The 17,712-nt window shown below is 71.7% G+C and carries 17 protein-coding genes; 8 read left to right on the forward strand and 9 right to left on the reverse strand.

The annotated features are described in order from the left end of the window. Positions 1-1,533, reverse strand: a 1,533-nt coding sequence (locus BMX97_RS27620; RefSeq protein ID WP_091754378.1) for an alkaline phosphatase PhoX, incomplete at its 3' end; no start/stop codon positions are given. After that, positions 1,470-1,760: a hypothetical protein gene (locus tag BMX97_RS27625; RefSeq protein WP_091754379.1), complete on the reverse strand. Its 291-nt coding sequence runs from the start codon at positions 1,758-1,760 to the stop codon at positions 1,470-1,472. The genes BMX97_RS27620 and BMX97_RS27625, both read right to left, overlap by 64 nt. 330 nt (positions 1,761-2,090) lie before the next feature. Between BMX97_RS27625 and BMX97_RS27630 the strand changes: the two genes are divergently transcribed. The 7 genes from BMX97_RS27630 (at position 2,091) to BMX97_RS27660 (ending at position 9,979) form a co-directional block, all read left to right on the forward strand. After that, positions 2,091-2,345, forward strand: a complete 255-nt coding sequence (locus BMX97_RS27630) for a hypothetical protein (protein ID WP_060849884.1) — start codon at positions 2,091-2,093, stop codon at positions 2,343-2,345. Positions 2,346-2,368: 23 nt separating this feature from the next. Then, positions 2,369-2,647 carry an adenylosuccinate synthase gene (locus BMX97_RS27635; protein ID WP_091754380.1) on the forward strand — a complete coding sequence of 93 codons (279 nt, stop codon included), beginning with the start codon at positions 2,369-2,371 and terminating at the stop codon, positions 2,645-2,647. Between the two features lie 419 nt (positions 2,648-3,066). Further along, a complete protein-coding gene (gene poxB, locus BMX97_RS27640) occupies positions 3,067-4,800 on the forward strand; it encodes a ubiquinone-dependent pyruvate dehydrogenase (protein WP_091754381.1) in 1,734 nt (577 codons plus the stop codon). A gap of 634 nt (positions 4,801-5,434) precedes the next feature. Continuing rightward, complete coding sequence (locus tag BMX97_RS27645) at positions 5,435-7,783, forward strand: TonB-dependent siderophore receptor (RefSeq protein ID WP_091754382.1); 2,349 nt, start codon at positions 5,435-5,437, stop codon at positions 7,781-7,783. Positions 7,784-7,791: 8 nt separating this feature from the next. Then, positions 7,792-8,100, forward strand: coding sequence for an iron transporter (locus tag BMX97_RS27650; RefSeq protein ID WP_091754383.1), 309 nt, complete (start codon positions 7,792-7,794; stop codon positions 8,098-8,100). Next, complete coding sequence (locus tag BMX97_RS27655) at positions 8,097-9,656, forward strand: PepSY-associated TM helix domain-containing protein (RefSeq protein ID WP_091754384.1); 1,560 nt, start codon at positions 8,097-8,099, stop codon at positions 9,654-9,656. The genes BMX97_RS27650 and BMX97_RS27655 overlap by 4 nt, the downstream gene beginning before the upstream one ends. Further along, positions 9,653-9,979 carry a DUF3325 domain-containing protein gene (locus tag BMX97_RS27660; RefSeq protein WP_091754385.1) on the forward strand — a complete coding sequence of 109 codons (327 nt, stop codon included), beginning with the start codon at positions 9,653-9,655 and terminating at the stop codon, positions 9,977-9,979. The genes BMX97_RS27655 and BMX97_RS27660 overlap by 4 nt, the downstream gene beginning before the upstream one ends. 431 nt (positions 9,980-10,410) lie before the next feature. Here BMX97_RS27660 and BMX97_RS27665 read toward each other — a convergent pair whose 3' ends face one another. The 5 genes from BMX97_RS27665 to BMX97_RS27685 all read right to left on the reverse strand — a co-directional run bounded on the left by BMX97_RS27665 (position 10,411) and on the right by BMX97_RS27685 (position 15,756). Next, the gene (locus BMX97_RS27665; RefSeq protein ID WP_091754386.1) at positions 10,411-11,208 is read right to left on the reverse strand and encodes an inositol monophosphatase family protein; all 798 of its coding nucleotides are present in this window, start codon (positions 11,206-11,208) and stop codon (positions 10,411-10,413) included. Positions 11,209-11,256: 48 nt separating this feature from the next. After that, positions 11,257-12,165: a dihydrodipicolinate synthase family protein gene (locus BMX97_RS27670; RefSeq protein ID WP_091754387.1), complete on the reverse strand. Its 909-nt coding sequence runs from the start codon at positions 12,163-12,165 to the stop codon at positions 11,257-11,259. A 2-nt stretch (positions 12,166-12,167) separates the two neighbouring features. Beyond that, a complete protein-coding gene (gene nudC, locus BMX97_RS27675; protein ID WP_091754446.1) occupies positions 12,168-13,082 on the reverse strand; it encodes an NAD(+) diphosphatase in 915 nt (304 codons plus the stop codon). A gap of 160 nt (positions 13,083-13,242) precedes the next feature. Beyond that, the gene (locus BMX97_RS27680) at positions 13,243-13,755 is read right to left on the reverse strand and encodes a hypothetical protein (protein WP_091754388.1); all 513 of its coding nucleotides are present in this window, start codon (positions 13,753-13,755) and stop codon (positions 13,243-13,245) included. 48 nt (positions 13,756-13,803) lie between these two features. Next, a complete protein-coding gene (locus tag BMX97_RS27685) occupies positions 13,804-15,756 on the reverse strand; it encodes a M48 family metallopeptidase (RefSeq protein WP_244538671.1) in 1,953 nt (650 codons plus the stop codon). 30 nt (positions 15,757-15,786) lie between these two features. On the opposite strand from BMX97_RS27685, the gene BMX97_RS33965 reads away from it, so the two are divergent. Next, positions 15,787-16,182 (forward strand): hypothetical protein, encoded by a 396-nt coding sequence (locus BMX97_RS33965; RefSeq protein ID WP_244538672.1) that lies wholly within the window; start codon positions 15,787-15,789, stop codon positions 16,180-16,182. Positions 16,183-16,777: 595 nt separating this feature from the next. On the opposite strand, the gene BMX97_RS27690 is transcribed toward BMX97_RS33965, so the two are convergent. Continuing rightward, positions 16,778-17,203 carry an acyl-CoA thioesterase gene (locus BMX97_RS27690; RefSeq protein WP_091754447.1) on the reverse strand — a complete coding sequence of 142 codons (426 nt, stop codon included), beginning with the start codon at positions 17,201-17,203 and terminating at the stop codon, positions 16,778-16,780. 87 nt (positions 17,204-17,290) lie between these two features. Further along, positions 17,291-17,704: an HIT domain-containing protein gene (locus tag BMX97_RS27695; RefSeq protein ID WP_091754390.1), complete on the reverse strand. Its 414-nt coding sequence runs from the start codon at positions 17,702-17,704 to the stop codon at positions 17,291-17,293. Between the last annotated feature and the right edge of the window lie 8 nt (positions 17,705-17,712).

A 17,712-nucleotide genomic window follows, 5' to 3' on the forward strand; every position in this document is an offset into this window, starting at 1 on the left:
GTGCGCGTCGGCGTCCTGGCCGGCGGCGAGGACGTCCTTGTTGGCGGCGAGGTAGAACAGGTCGTCGACGAGGGGCGCGCCGTCGCCGGTGACGACGGTGGCGTCGGTGAACTGGTAGCGCTCGAAGCCGGCGACGCGGTCGCGGCCCTCGGGCCCGACGATCAGCGTGTAGGCGCCGTCGCGGGTGACGGTTGTATCGGCGAGCTTCGAGCCGAACACCAGGGTGTCGGTGCCGGTCGACCCGTTGGCGCTCCGGCCGCCCAGCAGGAGGTCGTTGCCGGCCGAGTTGACGATGGTGTCGTCGCCCGCCCCGCCGTCGATCAGGTCGTCGATGGCGCTGCCGGTCAGCGTGTCGTTGCCGTCGGTGCCGCGGATCGAGCGGTCCTGGGTCATCAGGATCAGCTGGCCGCCCTCGACCAGCTCGCCGCCCAGGGTGTAGTGCGCCTGGGTGTCGAGCAGTAAGGCCTGCCGGCCCGGACCGCCGAAGATCGTGCTGACGTCGACGATGCCGGAGGATTCCTCGTCCTGGTTGAACGGCGCGGTCGGCGGCGTGCCGAATCGGACCGGATCGTGCTGGGCAAGCTCGGTCAGGGACCCGTTGGCCGGATCGTACTGGAAGACCTTCGAGATGCGGGCGTTGTTGCCCGGGTCCTCCTGCAGGATGACCTTCCCGTCGGCGGTCACCGTCATGTTGTCGAGCATCACCTGCCCTTCGGTCCCGCGCAGCACCTCCTTGACGGTGCCGCCGAGCTCAGGCCGGGTGACGTCGGTGAACTCGAGCGCCCAGAGCCGCGACGGGCTGGTGATGGCGTTCGTGGTGTTGAAGTAGAAGCGGTTGGGGTTGCTCGGATCCCAGGCGCCGTCCTCGGGCCGCAGGAAGGTGGTGACCCCCTCGGCGTCGCTCTCGGCCCGGAGCTGGGCGCCGGTCATCCGCGAGACATCACCGTTCGGGCCCATCTCCTGGAGGGAGAAGGCGGCGCCGGCCGCCGCGACCGAGGTCGCGTTGGTCTCGACCAGCACCGACGGCACCTTGATGCCGTAGAGCTTGCCGTTGGTCAGGCCGGCCTTGTCGATCTCGGAGCCGGTCGCCTGCTTGGTGCCGACATAGACGTAGAGCTGGCCGGTCGCGGAATCGTCGGTGCCGATCGTCACCGTCTTCGCGCCCGTGGCCGGGTTCGCCAGGGAGTTCTCCATCGAGAACTTGCCGAGGCGCGGCAGCTCGTAGATCCGGCCGGCCTCGGGGCCGTTCACCATCCAGGCGAGCGCCCGGCCCTCGGCCCCGGTCTCCTCGCCGTTCATGAAGATGCGGGCCTTCGTGCCGAGCCCGGTCGACGCGTCGTAGAAGGCCGAGACCGCCGGCAGGTCGGCCGAGTACAGCCGGGCGAGCGCCGTGGTGCCCTGAACGTAGGCGCCGGTGGCGGCGTTGAAGCCGTAATAGCTGGTGCCGAGGTCGCCCGCCGACAGGACCTTCAGGCTCGCCTTGTCGACGACCAGCCGGTCGACGAAGGCGCCGGCCGAGCCGTGCGCCCGCACGACGCCCGACGTGCGCCGGTCTCGTGGTTGACCAGCACCGTGGCGGTGCCGTCGCCGTTGTCGAAGGCCCCGATGCCGTCCGGGATGCCGACGAAGCGCCAGGGCGTGCCGTCCGCCTTGACCGAGCCGGGCACGGTGTCGCCGACGCTCAGCAGCGACGTGAAGTCGACATTGCCGGTGCTCGGCACCAGGTAGGGGGTCTGGGTCGTCGAGGAGCCGATGGCCATGGGGAAAGTCTTGGAATGTTTCCAAGGCGGCACATAGACGTGGGCGGGCAACAGTTCGGTGACGCGGACGTCACCATACGTTCGACCGCTCGGCTTAATCCTGGCGCGTCGGCCGGTAGGCCGGGCGGCGCCCGATCGCGCGGGAACCGGGCGCCGCTCAGGGTCCTCGATCTCCAGGCCTTTGATTATGCCGCATTTTCTTTCGACGAACCGGTACCCACTTCGTTGGAAGATGCTCTAGAACGGACGAAGAACGTTGGGCCGGCGGCTTCCGGTCGGGTCTCCGTGCCGGTATCGGGCAGGGGGCGACGGGAACGGGAGACGCGGGACATGGCGATGCGGACGACCTTCGTGGTGCAGACCTTCGAGGTGCATCGCAAGCGATTGCGCCCCGGCGCGCGCGACGTGGCGCCGACCGAGAGCGGGGCGCTCAAGCGCGCCGAGGCGATCGCCGGCCGGATGCCGGGGGCGGCGGCCCTGCGCATCGTCGCCGACGACGAGACCGGCGAACTCGAGAGCGTCGAGATCCTGGGTCAGTTCGGGGAGATCCCGGAGGACTTCGCCGAGCAGCTGACCGGCGGCTGACCCGTCACACGAGGAGGACGACCATGGCCTTCAAGGCGAAATCGGCGGCGGAGACCAAGGCGGCGGAACTGGCCTCGGCGCTGGTGCGCATCGCGGACCGGGAGGGCGCGCCGCTCCAGATCGGCGTCGAGACCCTGCGCCGGGCGAGCCCGCGCCTGACGCCGCTGGCGATCGGGCAGCTCTTCCGCCGCCACCGCGACGACCTTGAGGCGGCGCTGGCCGAGCGCGGCTACACGCTCGTCGACTATGCCGACCAGGGACCCGGCCGCGGGATGGAATTCGAGATCGGCGTCGACGGCTGAGGATGGCCGGCGCCGGGCTTCGCCGTTCATGCGCCGCGCGCATGCCAGCCCCGGCGGCGATCCCGGATTGTGCAGTGCGGAAGAGCGTGCGAGACAAGAGGCACGCAAGGACGCGATGGCGTCGCGGACTTGCCAGCCCTCTTGGGCGTTTCCTCCCTAGACTTCGGGCCACTCGCGAGAGTGGCCTTTTTTCTTGGTGCAGCCGACCGCTCGCGTGCGCCGCCGATGCCGCGGCTGCCCCCTTTGCGCGACACGGCGCCTCTCACGCCCCTCCCCTCGCTCCGGTCCTCGTCCCCTTCCGGCGGACGCGCCCTAGATCCCGCCTCGGGAAGGAGGCGCCCGGGAGAGACGTCGTTCTCGCCCGCGCCGGATCGGCCGCCTCAAGGCCCCCGCCGCGGCCTCGCGCTCAGGAGACTGCCATGGCCAGCCGCACCGTTGCCGACCTCGTCGTCGAGACCCTCGAACATGCCGGCGTGGAGCGCGTCTACGGCGTCGTCGGCGACAGCCTGAACGGCCTCACCGAATCGATCCGGGCACGAGGCAGCCTCCGCTGGGTGCACGTGCGCCACGAGGAGGTGGCGGCCTTCGCGGCCTCCGGCGAGGCGCAGGGCACCGGCGGGCTCGCGGTCTGCGCCGGCTCCTGCGGCCCGGGCCACCTCCACCTCATCAACGGCCTCTACGACGCCCACCGCTCGCGCACGCCGGTGCTGGCGATCGCCGCCCACATCCCCTCGGCCGAGATCGGCACCAACTACTTCCAGGCCACCCACCCGGAGGCGCTCTTCCGGGAATGCAGCCACTATTGCGAGATGGTCTCGGACCCGGCGCAGCTGCCCTACGTGCTCGAGATCGCGATCCGCACGGCGGTGGCGAAGGGCGGCGTCTCGGTGGTGGTGATCCCCGGCGACGTCGCCCTCAAGGAGGCGCCCGAGCGGGCGCTCGCCGCCCCCGCCACCCTGGCGCCGCAGGCCCCGATCGTCCTGCCGCCGGCCTCCGAGCTCGATGCGCTCGCCGCCCTCCTCGACGGTGCGAAGGCCGTGACGCTGTTCTGCGGCCGCGGCTGCGCCGGGGCGCGCGAGCAGGTGCTGCGCCTCGCCGAGACCCTGAAGGCGCCGGTGGTCCACGCGCTCGGCGGCAAGGAGCACGTCGAGCACGACAACCCCTACGACGTCGGCATGACCGGGCTGATCGGGTTCTCCTCCGGCTACGCCGCGATGGAATCCTGCGACGCCCTGCTGCTGCTCGGCACCGACTTCCCCTACCGCCAGTTCTACCCGGAGAAGGCCAGGATCGCGCAGGTCGACATCCGGCCGGAGAATCTCGGCCGCCGCTGCCGGCTCGATCTCGGCCTCGTCGGCGATGTCGGGGTGACGATCGCCGGCCTGCTGACCCGGCTCACGCCGCGCGAGGATTCGCGCCACCTCGACAAGTGCCTCAAGCACTACGCCAAGGCGCGCGAGGGCCTGGACGAGATGGCCACCGGCACCCCCGGCCGCGCGCCGATCCACCCGCAATACCTGACCCGGCTGGTGAGCGAGGCGGCCGCCCCCGACGCGGTGTTCACGGCGGATGTCGGCACGCCGACCATCTGGGCGGCGCGCTACCTCAAGATGACCGAACGCCGACGCCTGATCGGCTCCTGGTCGCACGGCTCGATGGCGAATGCCATGGTGCACGCGATCGGCCTCAAGGCCGCCCTGCCCGACCGCCAGGTGATCGCGCTCGCCGGCGACGGCGGCTTCACCATGCTGATGGGCGACCTCCTCACCCTGGTGCAGGAGAAGCTGCCGGTGAAGGTCGTGGTGTTCAACAACGGCACGCTCGGCTTCGTCGAGATGGAGATGAAGGCCGCCGGCTACCTCGATACCGGCGTTGCGCTTCAGAATCCCGATTTCTCGGCCATCGCCCGCGCCGCCGGCCTGCACGGCCGCCGGGTCGAGGATCCGGGCGAGCTGGAGGGCGCCATCGCCGAGATGCTGGCCCATGACGGCCCGGCTCTCCTCGACGTGGTGACGAACCGCCAGGAGCTCGCCATGCCGCCCAAGATCCAGGCCGAGCAGGTGAAGGGCTTCAGCCTCTACGTGATGCGCGCGGTGATGAACGGCCGCGGCGACGAGATCCTGGACCTCGCCAAGACCAACCTGTGGCGCTGAGGCCGCCCGCCCTCGTCCACAGCCCGGTGCCGGGCGATGCACGCGGGCATCGCGTCCGTTCGTCGCGCGCTCTCCAGTAAAGCGCAACATTTCCCCCTCTCCCGTGTGGGAGTGGGGCTTTGCGATCGACGATCGCCCATGATGATGCTGCGTTTTCATAACGGGCTCGGACCGTCGTGTCGGCAGCCCGATACTCGCGATCGATTCGAAAACGTTCTCCTCGCCCCGCCCCCTCTCCCGGACAGGAGAGGGGATCCCGCGCGTGTCTTGAGCGAGCCTGATCGCGACCTCGCAAGGGCCGGCGCGCGCTCGACTCTAGCTAAGCCGTTCGGCCTAAACCTTCCGCGACCCTGCGTCGGTGGGACGCCGGTACCAGTCCATCCGGTCGTGAGCTCGGCATCTTGTCCATCGACGACATCCGATCACGAAACATAAATCGAAGCGCCGTCCTCGCGGCGCAACCGTCATAATATCGCACGCTTCAGATCAATACTCTCATTGTAATAGCTATAAAACATAGTTCTTGTTCGATCCTGATAGTTTTGCCATTTGGTTTCCAGGCACGGCCGTCGCCGCTTTCGATGCAGAGCCTTCGGCCATCGCCAGTATTCCCGTTCGCCTCCCGGATTCCGTCATGCCCGTTCCGTCGCCGCGTCGTGTCCCGTCCCCTCGTCTCGCGGGGCGTCGATTGACCCGGTCGCTCCTGTCGGGCGTGGTTCTGTCGGCAGGGATCGGCGCGGCGCAGGCCCAGGACGCGGCGGAGTTGGCGCTCGACGCCATCACGGTCGAGGGCGCGGTGCGGCCGGTGACGGCCACCGCGGCCGGAACGCAGCCGGGCGGCGCCCGCGGGCCGGTACCGGGCTATGTCGCCTCGCGCAGCGTGGTGGCGACCAAGACCGACACCCCGATCCTCGAGACCGCGCAGTCGATCACCGTCATCGGCCGCAAGCAGATCGAGGACCAGAACGCGCTCACCATCAACCAGGCCCTGCGCTACAGTCCGAGCGTCACCACCGAGCAACGCGGCGGCGCCGGCGCCACCCGGCTCGAGCAGTTCTACATCCGCGGCTTCCAGGCGCCGCTCTTCCTCGACGGCCTACGGCTGCCCGGCGGCCGCGACGCGGCGCCGTCGATCGACCCGTACCGGATCGAGCGCATCGACGTGGTCAAGGGCCCGGCCTCGGTGCTCTACGGCCAGTCGGGCCCCGGCGGCATCGTCAACTTCACGTCGAAGATGCCGCAATTCGTCCGCCACGGCGAAGTCTTCGTCCAGGGCGGCGGCTTCAGCGAGGTCCGGGGCGGGTTCGACGTCGGCGGGCCGATCGCCGCCGAAACGACGGTGCCGGGCACGGAAGAATTCGCCTTCCGGGTGACGGGGCTCGGCTGGAAGGGCGACGGCCCGGCGGTGACGACGACCGTCGAGCGCGCCTTCATCGCCCCGAGCCTGACCTGGCGCCCCTCCGCCGACACCTCGCTGACGGTGCTGGGCGCCTACGAGCGCGATCCGTTCTCGGGCTTCTACGGCAGCTTCCCGGCCTACGGCACGGTCTTCCCGCGCGACTTCGGCAACGGCATCGTCGGACGGCTGCCGGTGAACTTCTACGACGGCGACCGCGGCTTCGAGCAGTCGGACCGCACGCAGGGCTCGGTCACCTACATCCTCGACCACCGCTTCAGCGACGCGTTCCGGTTCCATTCCGCCGGCCGGATCCTGCGCACCGAGGGCGATTACCGCAGCGTCTACACCGCATTCAGCTCCAACACGCCGCTATTCCCGCCGACCTCCCTGACGACCGGGCCGCTGATCGGCCGCTCGCGGATCTCGACCCAGGTCGGCGTCGACGCCTACACCATCGACAACTACTTCGAGGCGAAGTTCGACACCGGGATCATCGGCCACACCGCGCTCCTGGGCGTCGACCACCAGACCATCCGCACCCGCACCCTATCGGGTCCGTTCCCGGCCACCGCGGCGCTGAACGCGCTGGCGCCGAACTACGATCAGAACTTCGCGGTGCCGGCCTACACCACGGATGCCCGCATCACCGCGGAACAGACCGGCGTCTACCTGCAGGACCAGATCAAGCTCGACCGCCTGGTGCTGACGCTGGGCGGCCGCTACGACACCGCGCGCCAGTCCGGCCCGACCCGGACGCTCGCCACCGGCGCCGTCGCCACCCAGGACGTGCCGGCCGACGCGCTGACCTACCGGGCGAGCCTGCTCTACCTCTTCGACAGCGGTATCGCGCCCTACGTCTCCTACAGCGAGGCGTTCGAGCCGATCGTCAACGGGCGCATCTTCGATCCGGCCTTCGGCACCGCCGGGCGGATCCCGGAACCGATCTCGAGCCGGCAATACGAGGCCGGCATCAAGTACCAGCCGCCCGGCACCGACATCCTGCTCACCGCGGCGGCCTTCGACATCAAGCGCTCGAATTCCCTGACGCCGGACCCGAACAACATCAACTTCAGCCTCCAGACCGGCGAGGTCGGCGTGCAGGGGGTCGAGTTCGAGGCCCGCGCCACCCTGGCGGAAGGGCTGAGCCTCGTCGGCGGCGTCTCGTTCCTCGACATCCGCAACACCCGCGACACCACCACGACCTTCAACCAGGTCACCGGCCAGCAGGTGCCGATCGTGGGCCTGCGCCCGGTCCAGGTGCCGGACCGGACCGCCTCGCTGTTCGTCGATTACCGGTTCCAGTCCGGCCCGCTCATGGGCCTCAGCCTCGGCGGCGGCCTGCGCTACCTCGGCGGCTCCTGGGGCGACCCGGCCAACACCTTCCGGGTCCCCGAGAACGTGCTCCTCGACGCGGTGGCGAGCTACGACCTGAAATACGTCGATCCGAAGCTCACCGGCTTCAACCTCCAGGTCAACGCCCAGAACCTCCTCGACCAGCGCACGGTGACCGGCTGCTTCTCCTACGCTTCCTGCTTCTACGGCCTGCCGCGCACGGTCTACGCGACCCTGCGCTACCGCTGGTAAGGGGGGCCATGAGTCGATCGCTCACCCTCGCGGCACGGGCCGCGGTCGCGGCCCGCGTCGTCCTGGCGGTCGGGGGCGGCTACGGCATCGCGGCGCTCGCCACGATCCTCCTGTCGCTGACCCTGCCGTTCCCCCGGGCCGAGGCCGTGACGGCGGCGACGCTGGCGAGCTTCGCCGTCATGGTGGCGGTCGTCGTCGCCGCCTTCGCGGCCCGCTCGCTCGGGCGCGCCGCGGCGATCCTCGGCGGGGTCGCCCTCGCGCTCGCGCTCGCCCTCCGGCTCGTCGCCGGATCGTTCCCGTTCGGATTCGGCTCATGAAGCAGGGTTTCCGCCAGTCGATGGCCTGGCTGCACACCTGGTCCGGCCTCGTCGTCGGCTGGGTGCTGTTCGCGGTCTTCGTCACCGGCACCGCCACCTATTACCGGACCGAGATCACGCGCTGGATGCAGCCGGAGCTGCACCGCGAGGCGGCGATCGCGCCCGAGGCCCTGGCCCGCTCCGCCGACCTCGCGGTGGCGCATCTCACGGCCCATGCGGGCGAGGCGCGGAGCTGGTTCGTCGGCCTGCCGACGCCGGAGCGGCCGCTCGTCGAGCTGTTCTGGCGCACGCGGCCCGGGACGGCGCCGGGCCACGTCCTCCTCGACCCGCGGACCGGTGCGCCGGCCGCGATGCGGGAGACGCGAGGCGGCGACCTTCTCTATCGCTTCCATTTCGAGCTGCATCTGCCGCCGCTCTGGGGCCGCTGGATCGTCGGGATCTGCGCGATGGTGATGCTCGTGGCCCTGGTGAGCGGCATCGTCACCCACCGGCGGATCTTTTCCGACTTCTTCACCCTGCGGCGGGACAAGGCGGCGCAGCGCGGCTGGCTCGACGCCCACAACGTCAGCGGCGTGCTGGCGCTGCCGTTCCACCTGATGATCACCTATACGGGCGTCGTCACCCTGGCGATCATGTACATGCCCTGGGGCGTCACCGCCGCGTACAAGGGCGATCAGGCCGCCTACTTCGCCGAGACTGGCCAGATCACGCAGGCCCGCCCGGCTGCCGGGCAGCCCGGCACCCTCGCCCCGGTCGGGCCGATGGTGGTCCGGGCGCTCGCGACCATCCCCGAGCCCCTGGAACGGCTCGTCGTCGCCAACCCGCGCGACGCGAACTCCACCGTCGTCGCGGTGTTCGAGGAGCCGCACGGTCTCTCGCACGAGCACCCGCAGGTCGCCTTCGCGGGCACGAGCGGCGAGGTCGTCGAGGTCCTGTCCGGCGGCCTGCGCCCCGCCGCCAAGACCTTCACCACGATGGTGGGCCTGCACGAGGCCCATTTCGCCGGGCCGGCCCTGCGGATCCTGTTCTTTCTCTGCGGCCTGATGGGCTGCGCCCTGGTCGGGAGCGGGCTGGTGCTGTGGACCGTGGCCCGCTTGCCGAAGGCCGGCGCCGCGGCCGGGTTCGGCTGGCGCCTCGTCCACACGCTCAATCTCGGCACGATCGCGGGCCTGCCGGCGGGGATCGCGGCCTACCTCCTCGCCAACCGGCTCCTGCCCGCCGGCCTCGCGGGGCGGTCCGCGCGCGAGGTCCAGGCCTTCTTCGCGATCTGGCTCCTCGTCGCCGTCGCGGGGGCCTGGCCGGCGCCGCGGCGGGCCTGGCGCGGGGCGCTCGCCGCGGTCGCGGGCCTGTTCGTCGCCGCGGCGCTCGCCGACCTCGTCCTCGCCCGGGGGGTGTGGGACGATCCGGCCTGGTTCCTCGGCTTCGACGCCGCGCTGCTTGCCGTCGCCGCCGGCTTCGCGCTGATCTCGCACAAGGTCGACCGCTTCCGGGCGCCCGGGTGGGCACGCCGGGAGGCCGCCGCCCCCGCCGGCATGCCGGAGATGGAGCGGGCATGACCCTCCTCGTCGCCGGGGGCCTCGGTTTCCTCGGGCTCGCCGCCCTCTGCCTGAGCCTCGGCCGGCATCACCGGGCGCTAGGGCCCACCCCGCCGACGCGACGGCGCGCGATCGGCCTTCGCGTCGCGGGATGGGGGCTGATCGCCCTCTCGCTCGCCTCCGCGCTGCACCTCGACGGTGGGGTCTTCGGCCCGGTGCACTGGCTCGGGTCTCTCATCGGCGCGGCCCTGCTCCTCGTCGTCACGCTGTCGTACCGGCCCCGGGCGCTCGTCTGGATGGCCGCGCTCGTGGTGGTGGTCACGCTCGGGGCGGCGTTGGCCTGACGCGGAAAGGCCGGCCTCCGGGTTTCGCTGCTTGGCCTTGGAACGACCACGCCGGGACCAGAACCGCCAAGAACGCCGGAGTGAATATCATAAAATTAATTCAATCAATAATATGCATGAACTGCACCAAATGTTCCTTGTCCCGCCCTCCACCTCATCCTGAGGTGCGGGCGATCGAAGATCGCTGAGCCTCGAAGGAGGGATCCAGTGATCTCGGAGACTTCTGGAGCCCTCCTTTGAGGTTAGTCGATCTCTGATCGACTAACACCTCAGGATGAGGTCGGTGGTGGGACAGAGTATGTCGATCAGGTCAAATGGGCTGCAACACCCTAGGACGAGGTCGAGGGCGGGATCCGACGCCTCGCGCAGGCCCTACGCTGCGGATCGCCTGTCGGCGAGCGTAAGCCCCTCGCTCGCAACGGCCCGCTCGCTCACCCCCGCCGCGACGCTTCGCCAAGCCGGCGCAGGTCCGCCACCACCGCCGGGGTGCCCGCATAGAGCAGGCCGCCGGTGAGCATGTCGTCGGAGCCGAGATAGTCCGCGACCCCACCCGCCTCGCGCACCAGCAGCAGGCCGGCATAGCAGTCCCAGGAATTGAGGCCCGGATCGTAGTAGCCGGCGAGACGACCGGCGGCGACGTAGGCCAGCATCAGGGCGCCCGACCCGTTGCGGAACAGCACGCCGCCCTCCTCGTAGAGGCCCCGCACGAAGGCGGCGGCTTCCGCCGCGGGGGTCTTCTGGGTGGCGCCGAAGCCGATATTGGCGGAGGCGAGCGAGGCCGAAGGGTCGACGCGCAGGGGCCGGCCGTTGAGGGTCGCGCCCGCGCCGGCCAGCGCCGCGTAGGTCTCGCGCATCACCGGCGCCTCGATCACGCCGGCCGCCAGGCCCTCGGGACCGCGCACGCCGATCGACACGCACCAGTTCGGCTGGCCGTTGAGGAACGGGCTGGTGCCGTCAATCGGATCGACGACCCAGACGTAGCCCGACCGGCTCGGGACCGGGTCGTGCTCCTCGCCGATCACGCCGTCCTCGGGAAAGGCTTCGGCGATGCGGGCGCGGATCAGCAGCTCGACCTCGCGGTCGGCCTGCGAGACGAGGTCCTGGGCGCCCGACTTCTGCTCGATCACCAGCCGGTCGCGGGCGTCGAAGAACCCGAGCGCGGTCTCGCCGGCGGCGCGGGCGATGGCGAGGGCGGCGTCGTAGCGGGCGCGGGCGGTCTCGGTGGTCATGGGGATTCCTTCGAACGGGATCGCGGCCGTCCTACACGGCCGCTCGTCTCAGTGATGCGACGGCGGGCCGGACCCGTCCGCGCCGGTGACGGCGGCGAGCGCCGCCGCGATGGCGGCGCGGGCCTCCGGCGAGGCCGGGCTCTGGGGCGGCACGGGATCGCCGACGGCGTAGCCCTGCATCTGGAGCGCCGCCTTGACGCAAGCCGCGAGGTTGTAGCGGGCAAACACCTCGTTGAAGGCCCAGACCCGCTTCTGCAGCGCGACCGCCTCCGGCCATCGCTCCTCCCGGCACAACCGGTAGAGCGCCAGGCATTCCCGCGGGATGACGCAGGCCGGACCGGCGAACCAGCCCTTGCCGCCGAGCATCATCACGCTCGCGGCGATGTGCGAGGAGGCGGCGAAGACGTCGAGGTCGTCGCCGACGCGGTTGAGGATCGAGAGCAGCCGCCCGGTATTGGTCGAGGCGTCCTTGATGCCGACGATGTTCGGGTGGCGGGACAGCCGCGCGATCGAGGCGACCGAGAGGTCGGCGCGCTGGAAGTTCGGGTTGGTGTAGAGGATGATCGGCAGATCGGTGGCGTCGGCGACGCTCAGGAAGTAGCGCTCGACTTCCCCTTCCGTCAGCGGGAAGTAGGCGTCGAGGATCAGCACGATCCCGTCGGCCCCGGCCGCCCGGCAGGCCTTCGCCTGGGCCACCGCGCCGCGGATCGCCGTCGCGGCCACACCCGGCAGGACCGGCACCCGGCCGCCCGAAGCGGCCACCACCGCCGCCACGGCCTCGCGCTTCTGCGCCTCGTCGAGATAGGCGAACTCGCCGGTCGAGCCGAGCGGCGTCAGGCCGTGGACGCCCGCCGCGATCAGGTCGTCGCAGAGCGCCGCCATCACCCCGGCCTCGATCCGCCCCTCGGTGTCGAGGGGCGTGACGAGGTAGGGGATGATGCCGTGGAACCGCGCCATCCTCAGCGCTCCGCGAAGAGGCGCACCAGCGAATGGGCGATCGCCATCGGGGGCGGGGTCATCAGGCCGTCCGGATGGGTGCGCTCCAGCATCCGCCGCACCTCGTCGCGGGTGAACCAGCGTGCATCCTCGAGTTCGGTCCGGTCGAGCACCAGGGCATCGCCCTGCGCCTCGCCCTCGCAGCCGATCATCAGCGAGGACGGGAACGGCCAGGGCTGCGAGAGATGGTAGCGCACCGCGCCGACGCGTACGCCCGCCTCCTCGAAGGTCTCGCGCCGCACCGCGTCCTCGATGGTCTCGCCGGGCTCCAGGAAGCCGGCGAGGCACGAATAGACGCCCGGCGCGAAGCGGGCCTGGCGGCCGAGGAGGCAGCGGTCGCCGTGCGTCACCAACATGATCACCACGGGATCGGTGCGGGGGAAATGCTCGGTGCCGCAGGCGGCGCAGTCGCGCCGGAAGCCGCCGCAGGAGAGCGTGGTGGCGCTCCCGCAATTGGCGCAGAAGCCATGGCGGGCGTGCCAGCCGAGCAGCGACTTCGCGGTGGCCATCACCCCCATCTCGGGGGGCGGCACCGCCCCCTCGACCGCGACCGCGCGGGCATCGAGCACCCGGTAGGCCGGATCGTCCGCGAAGAGCCCCGCCGCATCCGCCGGCAGCGCGCCCGCGAAGGCCGGCCGGCCGCCGACCCGGCCGAGAAACAGCTCGGGCGAGAGCGCGCCGGCCCGGGCGGCATCCTCGGGCGCGAGCAGGCAGGTCGCCCCGGCCTCCGTCACCCGCAGCACCGGCACGTCGCCGCAGAACAAGAGCAGGCTCGCATCCGGCGTATCGGCGAGCGTCGGGGTCGGGCCGGTGCGCTCGGCCGAGTGGCGCTCGAGCAGGCTGTGGGCGTAGCCGAGGCGATCGAAGGAGGCGGTCACGGCGGTCAAGACCTCATGCAGCGTCGTGCGAAAAGCCCGGCGCGGCCCCTCGCGGCAATCCCAGCATGGGCAGTCAAATTGATGCGAAAGCAAGGCGGCGAGGCGCGTGGCACCCGGCCCCGGGCACGCCGCCATGCTTCCGGCGCAGGCGCCGTCCCCTTCAGGCGGCGGCCGCCCCGCGCCGAGCCCGGACCATCGAGAGCAGGGCGCCGACGATCGTCGCCGCGGTCAGGCCGGCGATGACGAGCAGGGTGATCGTGCGGTTCCACAGCCGGTCGAGGCCGAGATCGGTGGTGACGAGATCGGGGCGGGCGGGGTCGGCCATCACCCCGACGCGGTAATCGCCGGCCTCGAGCCCGGAGAAGACGTAGTTGACCCGCCGGGTCACCGTGCCCTGGGGCGTGCGCAACGCCAGGGTGGCGTCACAGATATGGATGAACAGCTTGGCGCTGCACTTGCCGTCGCTGACCCGCGCCTCGGCGGCGGGCTTCGCGGCGGCCTGGACCTGCCAGTCCGAGATCACCGCCGGGGCGGTGTAGACGGCGCAGGCGACCAGGATGCCCCCGAGCGCCACGACGCCGAACAGGATCCAGAACGTGTTGAGCCAGCCCTGCCGCCGCGGCGGCAGTCTCAGGGTTTCGGGGGGCGTGGCGGTCTCCGGCGGTCGGGTCATGGGGCTCTCGGGTTGCTCGGACGGATCGGGCTACGGGCGGGCCGGGCGTCAGGCGGGCTGCGCTTCGGGCCGCCGGGACGCTTCGGTCGGCAGGGTCCCGGCGGTCTCGGCCCGGGCCGGGGCCGGCCGCGACGCGGCGGCCTCGGCGAGGATCCGGCGCGCCTCGGCGGCGGTCCGGTAGGCGGCGATCAGGTCGGCGAAGCCCTGCGGGTTCATGCCCCGCGGCATCGGGATCGCCAGGGTGACGATGCGGCGCTTGGCGTCGAGCCGCACGCCGTGGCGGCCCGGGCGCCGCGCGGGAAACGGTGCGCCCGGCGGCAGCAGCACGCGGGTGACCACGCCGGCATGGTTTGCCGTCATGTCGAGGTCGGCGATCTCGTCCCAGGCGATGGGCCGGTCGAGCCCGGGCGAGGCCAGGTTCCCGGGGCTCAGGACCAGGGTGACGGGCGCGCCGCGCGACAGGACCAGCGCCCCGGCCCCGCCCAACAGGACCGCGAGGGCGAAGGCCGCGCCGGCCACGACGACGATCTGACGGGGCAGGATGCCGGGCACGCCGAACATCACGATCGCGAGGGCGATGATCGCGAAGAGGCCGCCGGCCACGACCAGGACGAGGCCCCGGGGCCGGTGGTTGGCGCGCAGGACCCGCTCCCCGGTGCCGATCTCGGCGACGGCCGCCTCCAGGTCGGCGCGGAACGCCGCGTCGCGGGCCCGCACCGCACCGAGGAAGTCGGCGCTCGCCGCCCGGCACAGGCCGGCCGGGTCGGCGAAGTAGGCCGCGAGCTGGCCGAGGGCATGGGGCGGCGGCGTGATCCCGGCGGCGGCCAGCAGTTCGGGATCGACCGCCCGGCCCAGGGCGGCGAGGCGCTCGCTCGTCGGCGGGTGGGTGTCGGTCGGGTGGGCCTGCCCGGTCTCGAGGTGCGCGGCCGGGTCGTCGAGGCCCCGCGCCACCGCGCGGTCGAGCACGGCGGCCACGAGGTCGGGAGGGGCCGCGTCCGGCGCCTCCGCCGCCGCCGCCAGGGTCTCGGCGACCCGCGGCCCGACGGCGCCGCTGCGCAGGAGCGCCCGGGCGGAGGCGTCGGTCGAGGTCACGGCGGCCCCGGCCGCGTCGGCGGCGAACTCGCGCTTGCGGCTCCAGTGGCGCACGGCGAGATGGAAGCGCTCCATCACGAACACGCCGAGGCGCAGGGACGGCCCGAGGACGCCGAGAGCCCCGTCCCGGCGCGCCGCCACCGCCTCGAGCGAGCGCCCGACCCCGGCATAGATCGGCAGGAAGCGCTGGCTGTAGGCGGTGTCGCCGCCGGCGTAATGCGCGAGCTCGTGGGCGACGATCGCCGCGACCTCGTCGCCCCGCATCAGGGCGAGGAGGGGCAGCGGCACGTGGAGGATGCGCCCCGAGACCGGCCGCTCGCCGGGCTCCAGCACCGCCGGGCCCGCCGTGACGAAGAACCCGTCGGTCAGGCCGACGACCACCGCCTCGGGCTTGAGCGCGCCCATCCGCTCGGCCAGCCCCTCGACCAGGCGCCAGAGCCCCGGCGCCTCGGCGGGCGAGATCGCGCGGCCGAGGATCGGCAGGGGATCGGGCTCGAACGCGTCGAGGGCGCGGCGCAGGCCGAGCACGGCGCCGCCCGCGGCGATGAGCGTCGCGCCGACCGCGACGGCGGCGACCGCCAGGAGCTTCATCCCGTCGCCGGTCAGCCCGCCCTGGACCAGCATCCCGGCCTCGAACGTGACGACGGCGACGAAGGCCGCGGTCGCCGCCAGGATCTGGACCGCTAGCGCGGCCGGCAGGAGCCGGCGCATCAGCGCGAAGCCCCGCACCAGCGCGTCGCGCGAGCCGCGCCCGAGCCGTCCGAGGCCGGCGCCGGCGAGCAGCACGAGGAGCGAGAGCCCGGCGGCGACGGCGCCGCCGCCGATCGCCACCGGCGGCAGCAGCCGGCGCCACTCCATCACGGTGACCAGGGTGCCGGCGGAATCCCGGGCCTCGCGCGCCTTCGTCACCGCGAGGGGGCCGCCGTAGAGCTGGCCGTGATGGCGGAACTGCAGGCGGAAATCGACGCGGCCGTCGCGGGGGGCGCGGGCCTCCAGGTCGGCGACGACCTCGGCGAGGCGCCGGTGCTCGGCGGCGAAGGCCGCCCGGTCGTCGAGGCCGCGCTGCCACTCCCACAGGCCACAGAGCAGCAGGGCGAGCGGCAGCAGGATGGTGGCCGCGACGAGGCCGGCCAGGGCGCGGGGACGCGACGGCGCGCGTGGAATCGTTGCCTCGGGAATGGTCGCCTCCTGACGCGCGGGAGATCAGAGGCCGACGCAACGCACGGCACGTCGGACGATCGCAAGACGATCGGGCATCGTCCTCCGCGGCACATCGATCGAAGTGCCGGCTCAATGGAGACAGATCGAACGCACCGCGCCCGACATCTCGGCTGACGGCAGGATTTCTACCGGTATGGGCGAGAAGGTCAACCGGATGGGGTCGGGGCTGGGTCGCCGGGGTGTTTCGGAGGCCGGTTCCCGGGCCTGCGCGTTGGCAGCCGGCCCGACAGGCCTCGCAGGTTTGTCCTGTGCCGGGCCTCGTTCCGACGCGTCACCCGACGGAAGATCGGCCGACCTCGCATGAGCGCCCGTTTGACTTGCGGCGCCAGAATCGCGGGGGGATTTCCTATCCGACCCTCCACCTCATCCTGAGACGCTGGCGATCATGGATCGCGGGCGATCGAAGATCGCTGAGCCTCGAAGGAGGGGTCCAGCGATCTCGGAGGCTTCTGGAGCTCTCCTTCGAGGTCAGTCGATCAAAGATTGCGTGCGATCTCCGATCGCCGACACCTCAGGATGAGGTTGCTGGTGGGATAGAGCATGTCGATCGGTCAAACAGGCTTTGAGCGACACGGAAATCGTGGCGCCGACCGCAAGCGTCCCTCCAGGTCGACCTATCGTCGCCGGGCCACAACCTCGGGATGAAGCCCAGATCGCGGCATGGGTAATTTTTCAGGATTTGCCGCGCGAGACGAAGTTTCCCTCGACGTCAAACCACGCCGGGCGCTACCGCGGCCGAATCCGGCGGCACCGCTCGCGGGCGGCGGTTCTCGTCGATCGCCACGAAGGTGAACAGCGCCTGCGTGACCTTGATCGTCTCCTCGCTCTCGCGGGCGCGGCGCCAGGCCTCGATCTGGATGCGGATCGAGGAGCGGCCGACCGAGACGATGTGGGCGTAGAGGCTGACCTCGTCGCCGACCACCACCGGCTGCAGGAAGGTCATGCCCTCGACCGCGATGGTGGCGCAGCGCCCCCGGGCGCGCCGCGCCGCGACGTTGCCGGCGGCGAGGTCCATCTGCGCCATCAGCCAGCCGCCGAAGATGTCCCCGGCCGGGTTGGTGTCGGCCGGCATCGCGATGGTGCGGATCACCGGGGGGCCCCAGGCGGCGAGCGGGGCGGACGGGTCGTCGGTCATCGGAATGGGCCAGCACGATTCGGGACGGGACGGGATGGCCATCCTATCCCGTTCCTCGCCCAAGGTAAGCAGCGAGCCGGCGCTTCGTCACGCCGCCGCGAACAACCCTCGCGCCCGCTCGACGAGCTGCGCCGCCGCATGCGCGGGATAGGGCTCGCGGGTGCCGTGGCCCCAGACCGGGCCGGGCCAGGCCGGATCGGAGCGGAACCGCCCGACGACGTGGACGTGGAGCTGCGCCACCACGTTGCCGAGCGCCCCGACATTCACCTTGTCGGGCTGGGCGAGCGCCTGCATCACCCCGACCGCCAGGCGCGTCTCCTCCATCAGCCGGGCGGCATCTTCCGGCGAGAGGTCGGTCAGCTCGGAGGTGCCGGGAAGCCGCGGCACCAGGACGAACCAGGGGAAGCGCTTGTCGTTCAGGAGCAGCACGCTCGACAGGGCGAGGTCGCCGAGCGCGATGGTGTCGGCGGAGAGCCGCGGGTCGAGGGAGAAATCGGTCATCGGGGTCC

Source organism: Methylobacterium sp. ap11, assembly GCF_900110515.1.
GTDB classification, from domain to species: Bacteria; Pseudomonadota; Alphaproteobacteria; order Rhizobiales; family Beijerinckiaceae; genus Methylobacterium; species Methylobacterium ajmalii.

Excerpts from the sequence above, each read along its gene's own strand:
- BMX97_RS27625 (WP_091754379.1), bottom strand. The coding sequence starts at position 1,760 with ATGGCCATCGGCTCCTCGACGACCCAGACCCCCTACCTGGTGCCGAGC.
- BMX97_RS27630 (WP_060849884.1), top strand. The coding sequence starts at position 2,091 with ATGGCGATGCGGACGACCTTCGTGGTGCAGACCTTCGAGGTGCATCGC.
- BMX97_RS27635 (WP_091754380.1), top strand. The coding sequence starts at position 2,369 with ATGGCCTTCAAGGCGAAATCGGCGGCGGAGACCAAGGCGGCGGAACTG.
- poxB (WP_091754381.1), top strand. The coding sequence starts at position 3,067 with ATGGCCAGCCGCACCGTTGCCGACCTCGTCGTCGAGACCCTCGAACAT.
- BMX97_RS27645 (WP_091754382.1), top strand. The coding sequence starts at position 5,435 with ATGCCCGTTCCGTCGCCGCGTCGTGTCCCGTCCCCTCGTCTCGCGGGG.
- BMX97_RS27650 (WP_091754383.1), top strand. The coding sequence starts at position 7,792 with ATGAGTCGATCGCTCACCCTCGCGGCACGGGCCGCGGTCGCGGCCCGC.
- BMX97_RS27655 (WP_091754384.1), top strand. The coding sequence starts at position 8,097 with ATGAAGCAGGGTTTCCGCCAGTCGATGGCCTGGCTGCACACCTGGTCC.
- BMX97_RS27660 (WP_091754385.1), top strand. The coding sequence starts at position 9,653 with ATGACCCTCCTCGTCGCCGGGGGCCTCGGTTTCCTCGGGCTCGCCGCC.
- BMX97_RS27665 (WP_091754386.1), bottom strand. The coding sequence starts at position 11,208 with ATGACCACCGAGACCGCCCGCGCCCGCTACGACGCCGCCCTCGCCATC.
- BMX97_RS27670 (WP_091754387.1), bottom strand. The coding sequence starts at position 12,165 with ATGGCGCGGTTCCACGGCATCATCCCCTACCTCGTCACGCCCCTCGAC.
- BMX97_RS27680 (WP_091754388.1), bottom strand. The coding sequence starts at position 13,755 with ATGACCCGACCGCCGGAGACCGCCACGCCCCCCGAAACCCTGAGACTG.
- BMX97_RS33965 (WP_244538672.1), top strand. The coding sequence starts at position 15,787 with ATGGCGGAACTGCAGGCGGAAATCGACGCGGCCGTCGCGGGGGGCGCG.
- BMX97_RS27690 (WP_091754447.1), bottom strand. The coding sequence starts at position 17,203 with ATGACCGACGACCCGTCCGCCCCGCTCGCCGCCTGGGGCCCCCCGGTG.
- BMX97_RS27695 (WP_091754390.1), bottom strand. The coding sequence starts at position 17,704 with ATGACCGATTTCTCCCTCGACCCGCGGCTCTCCGCCGACACCATCGCG.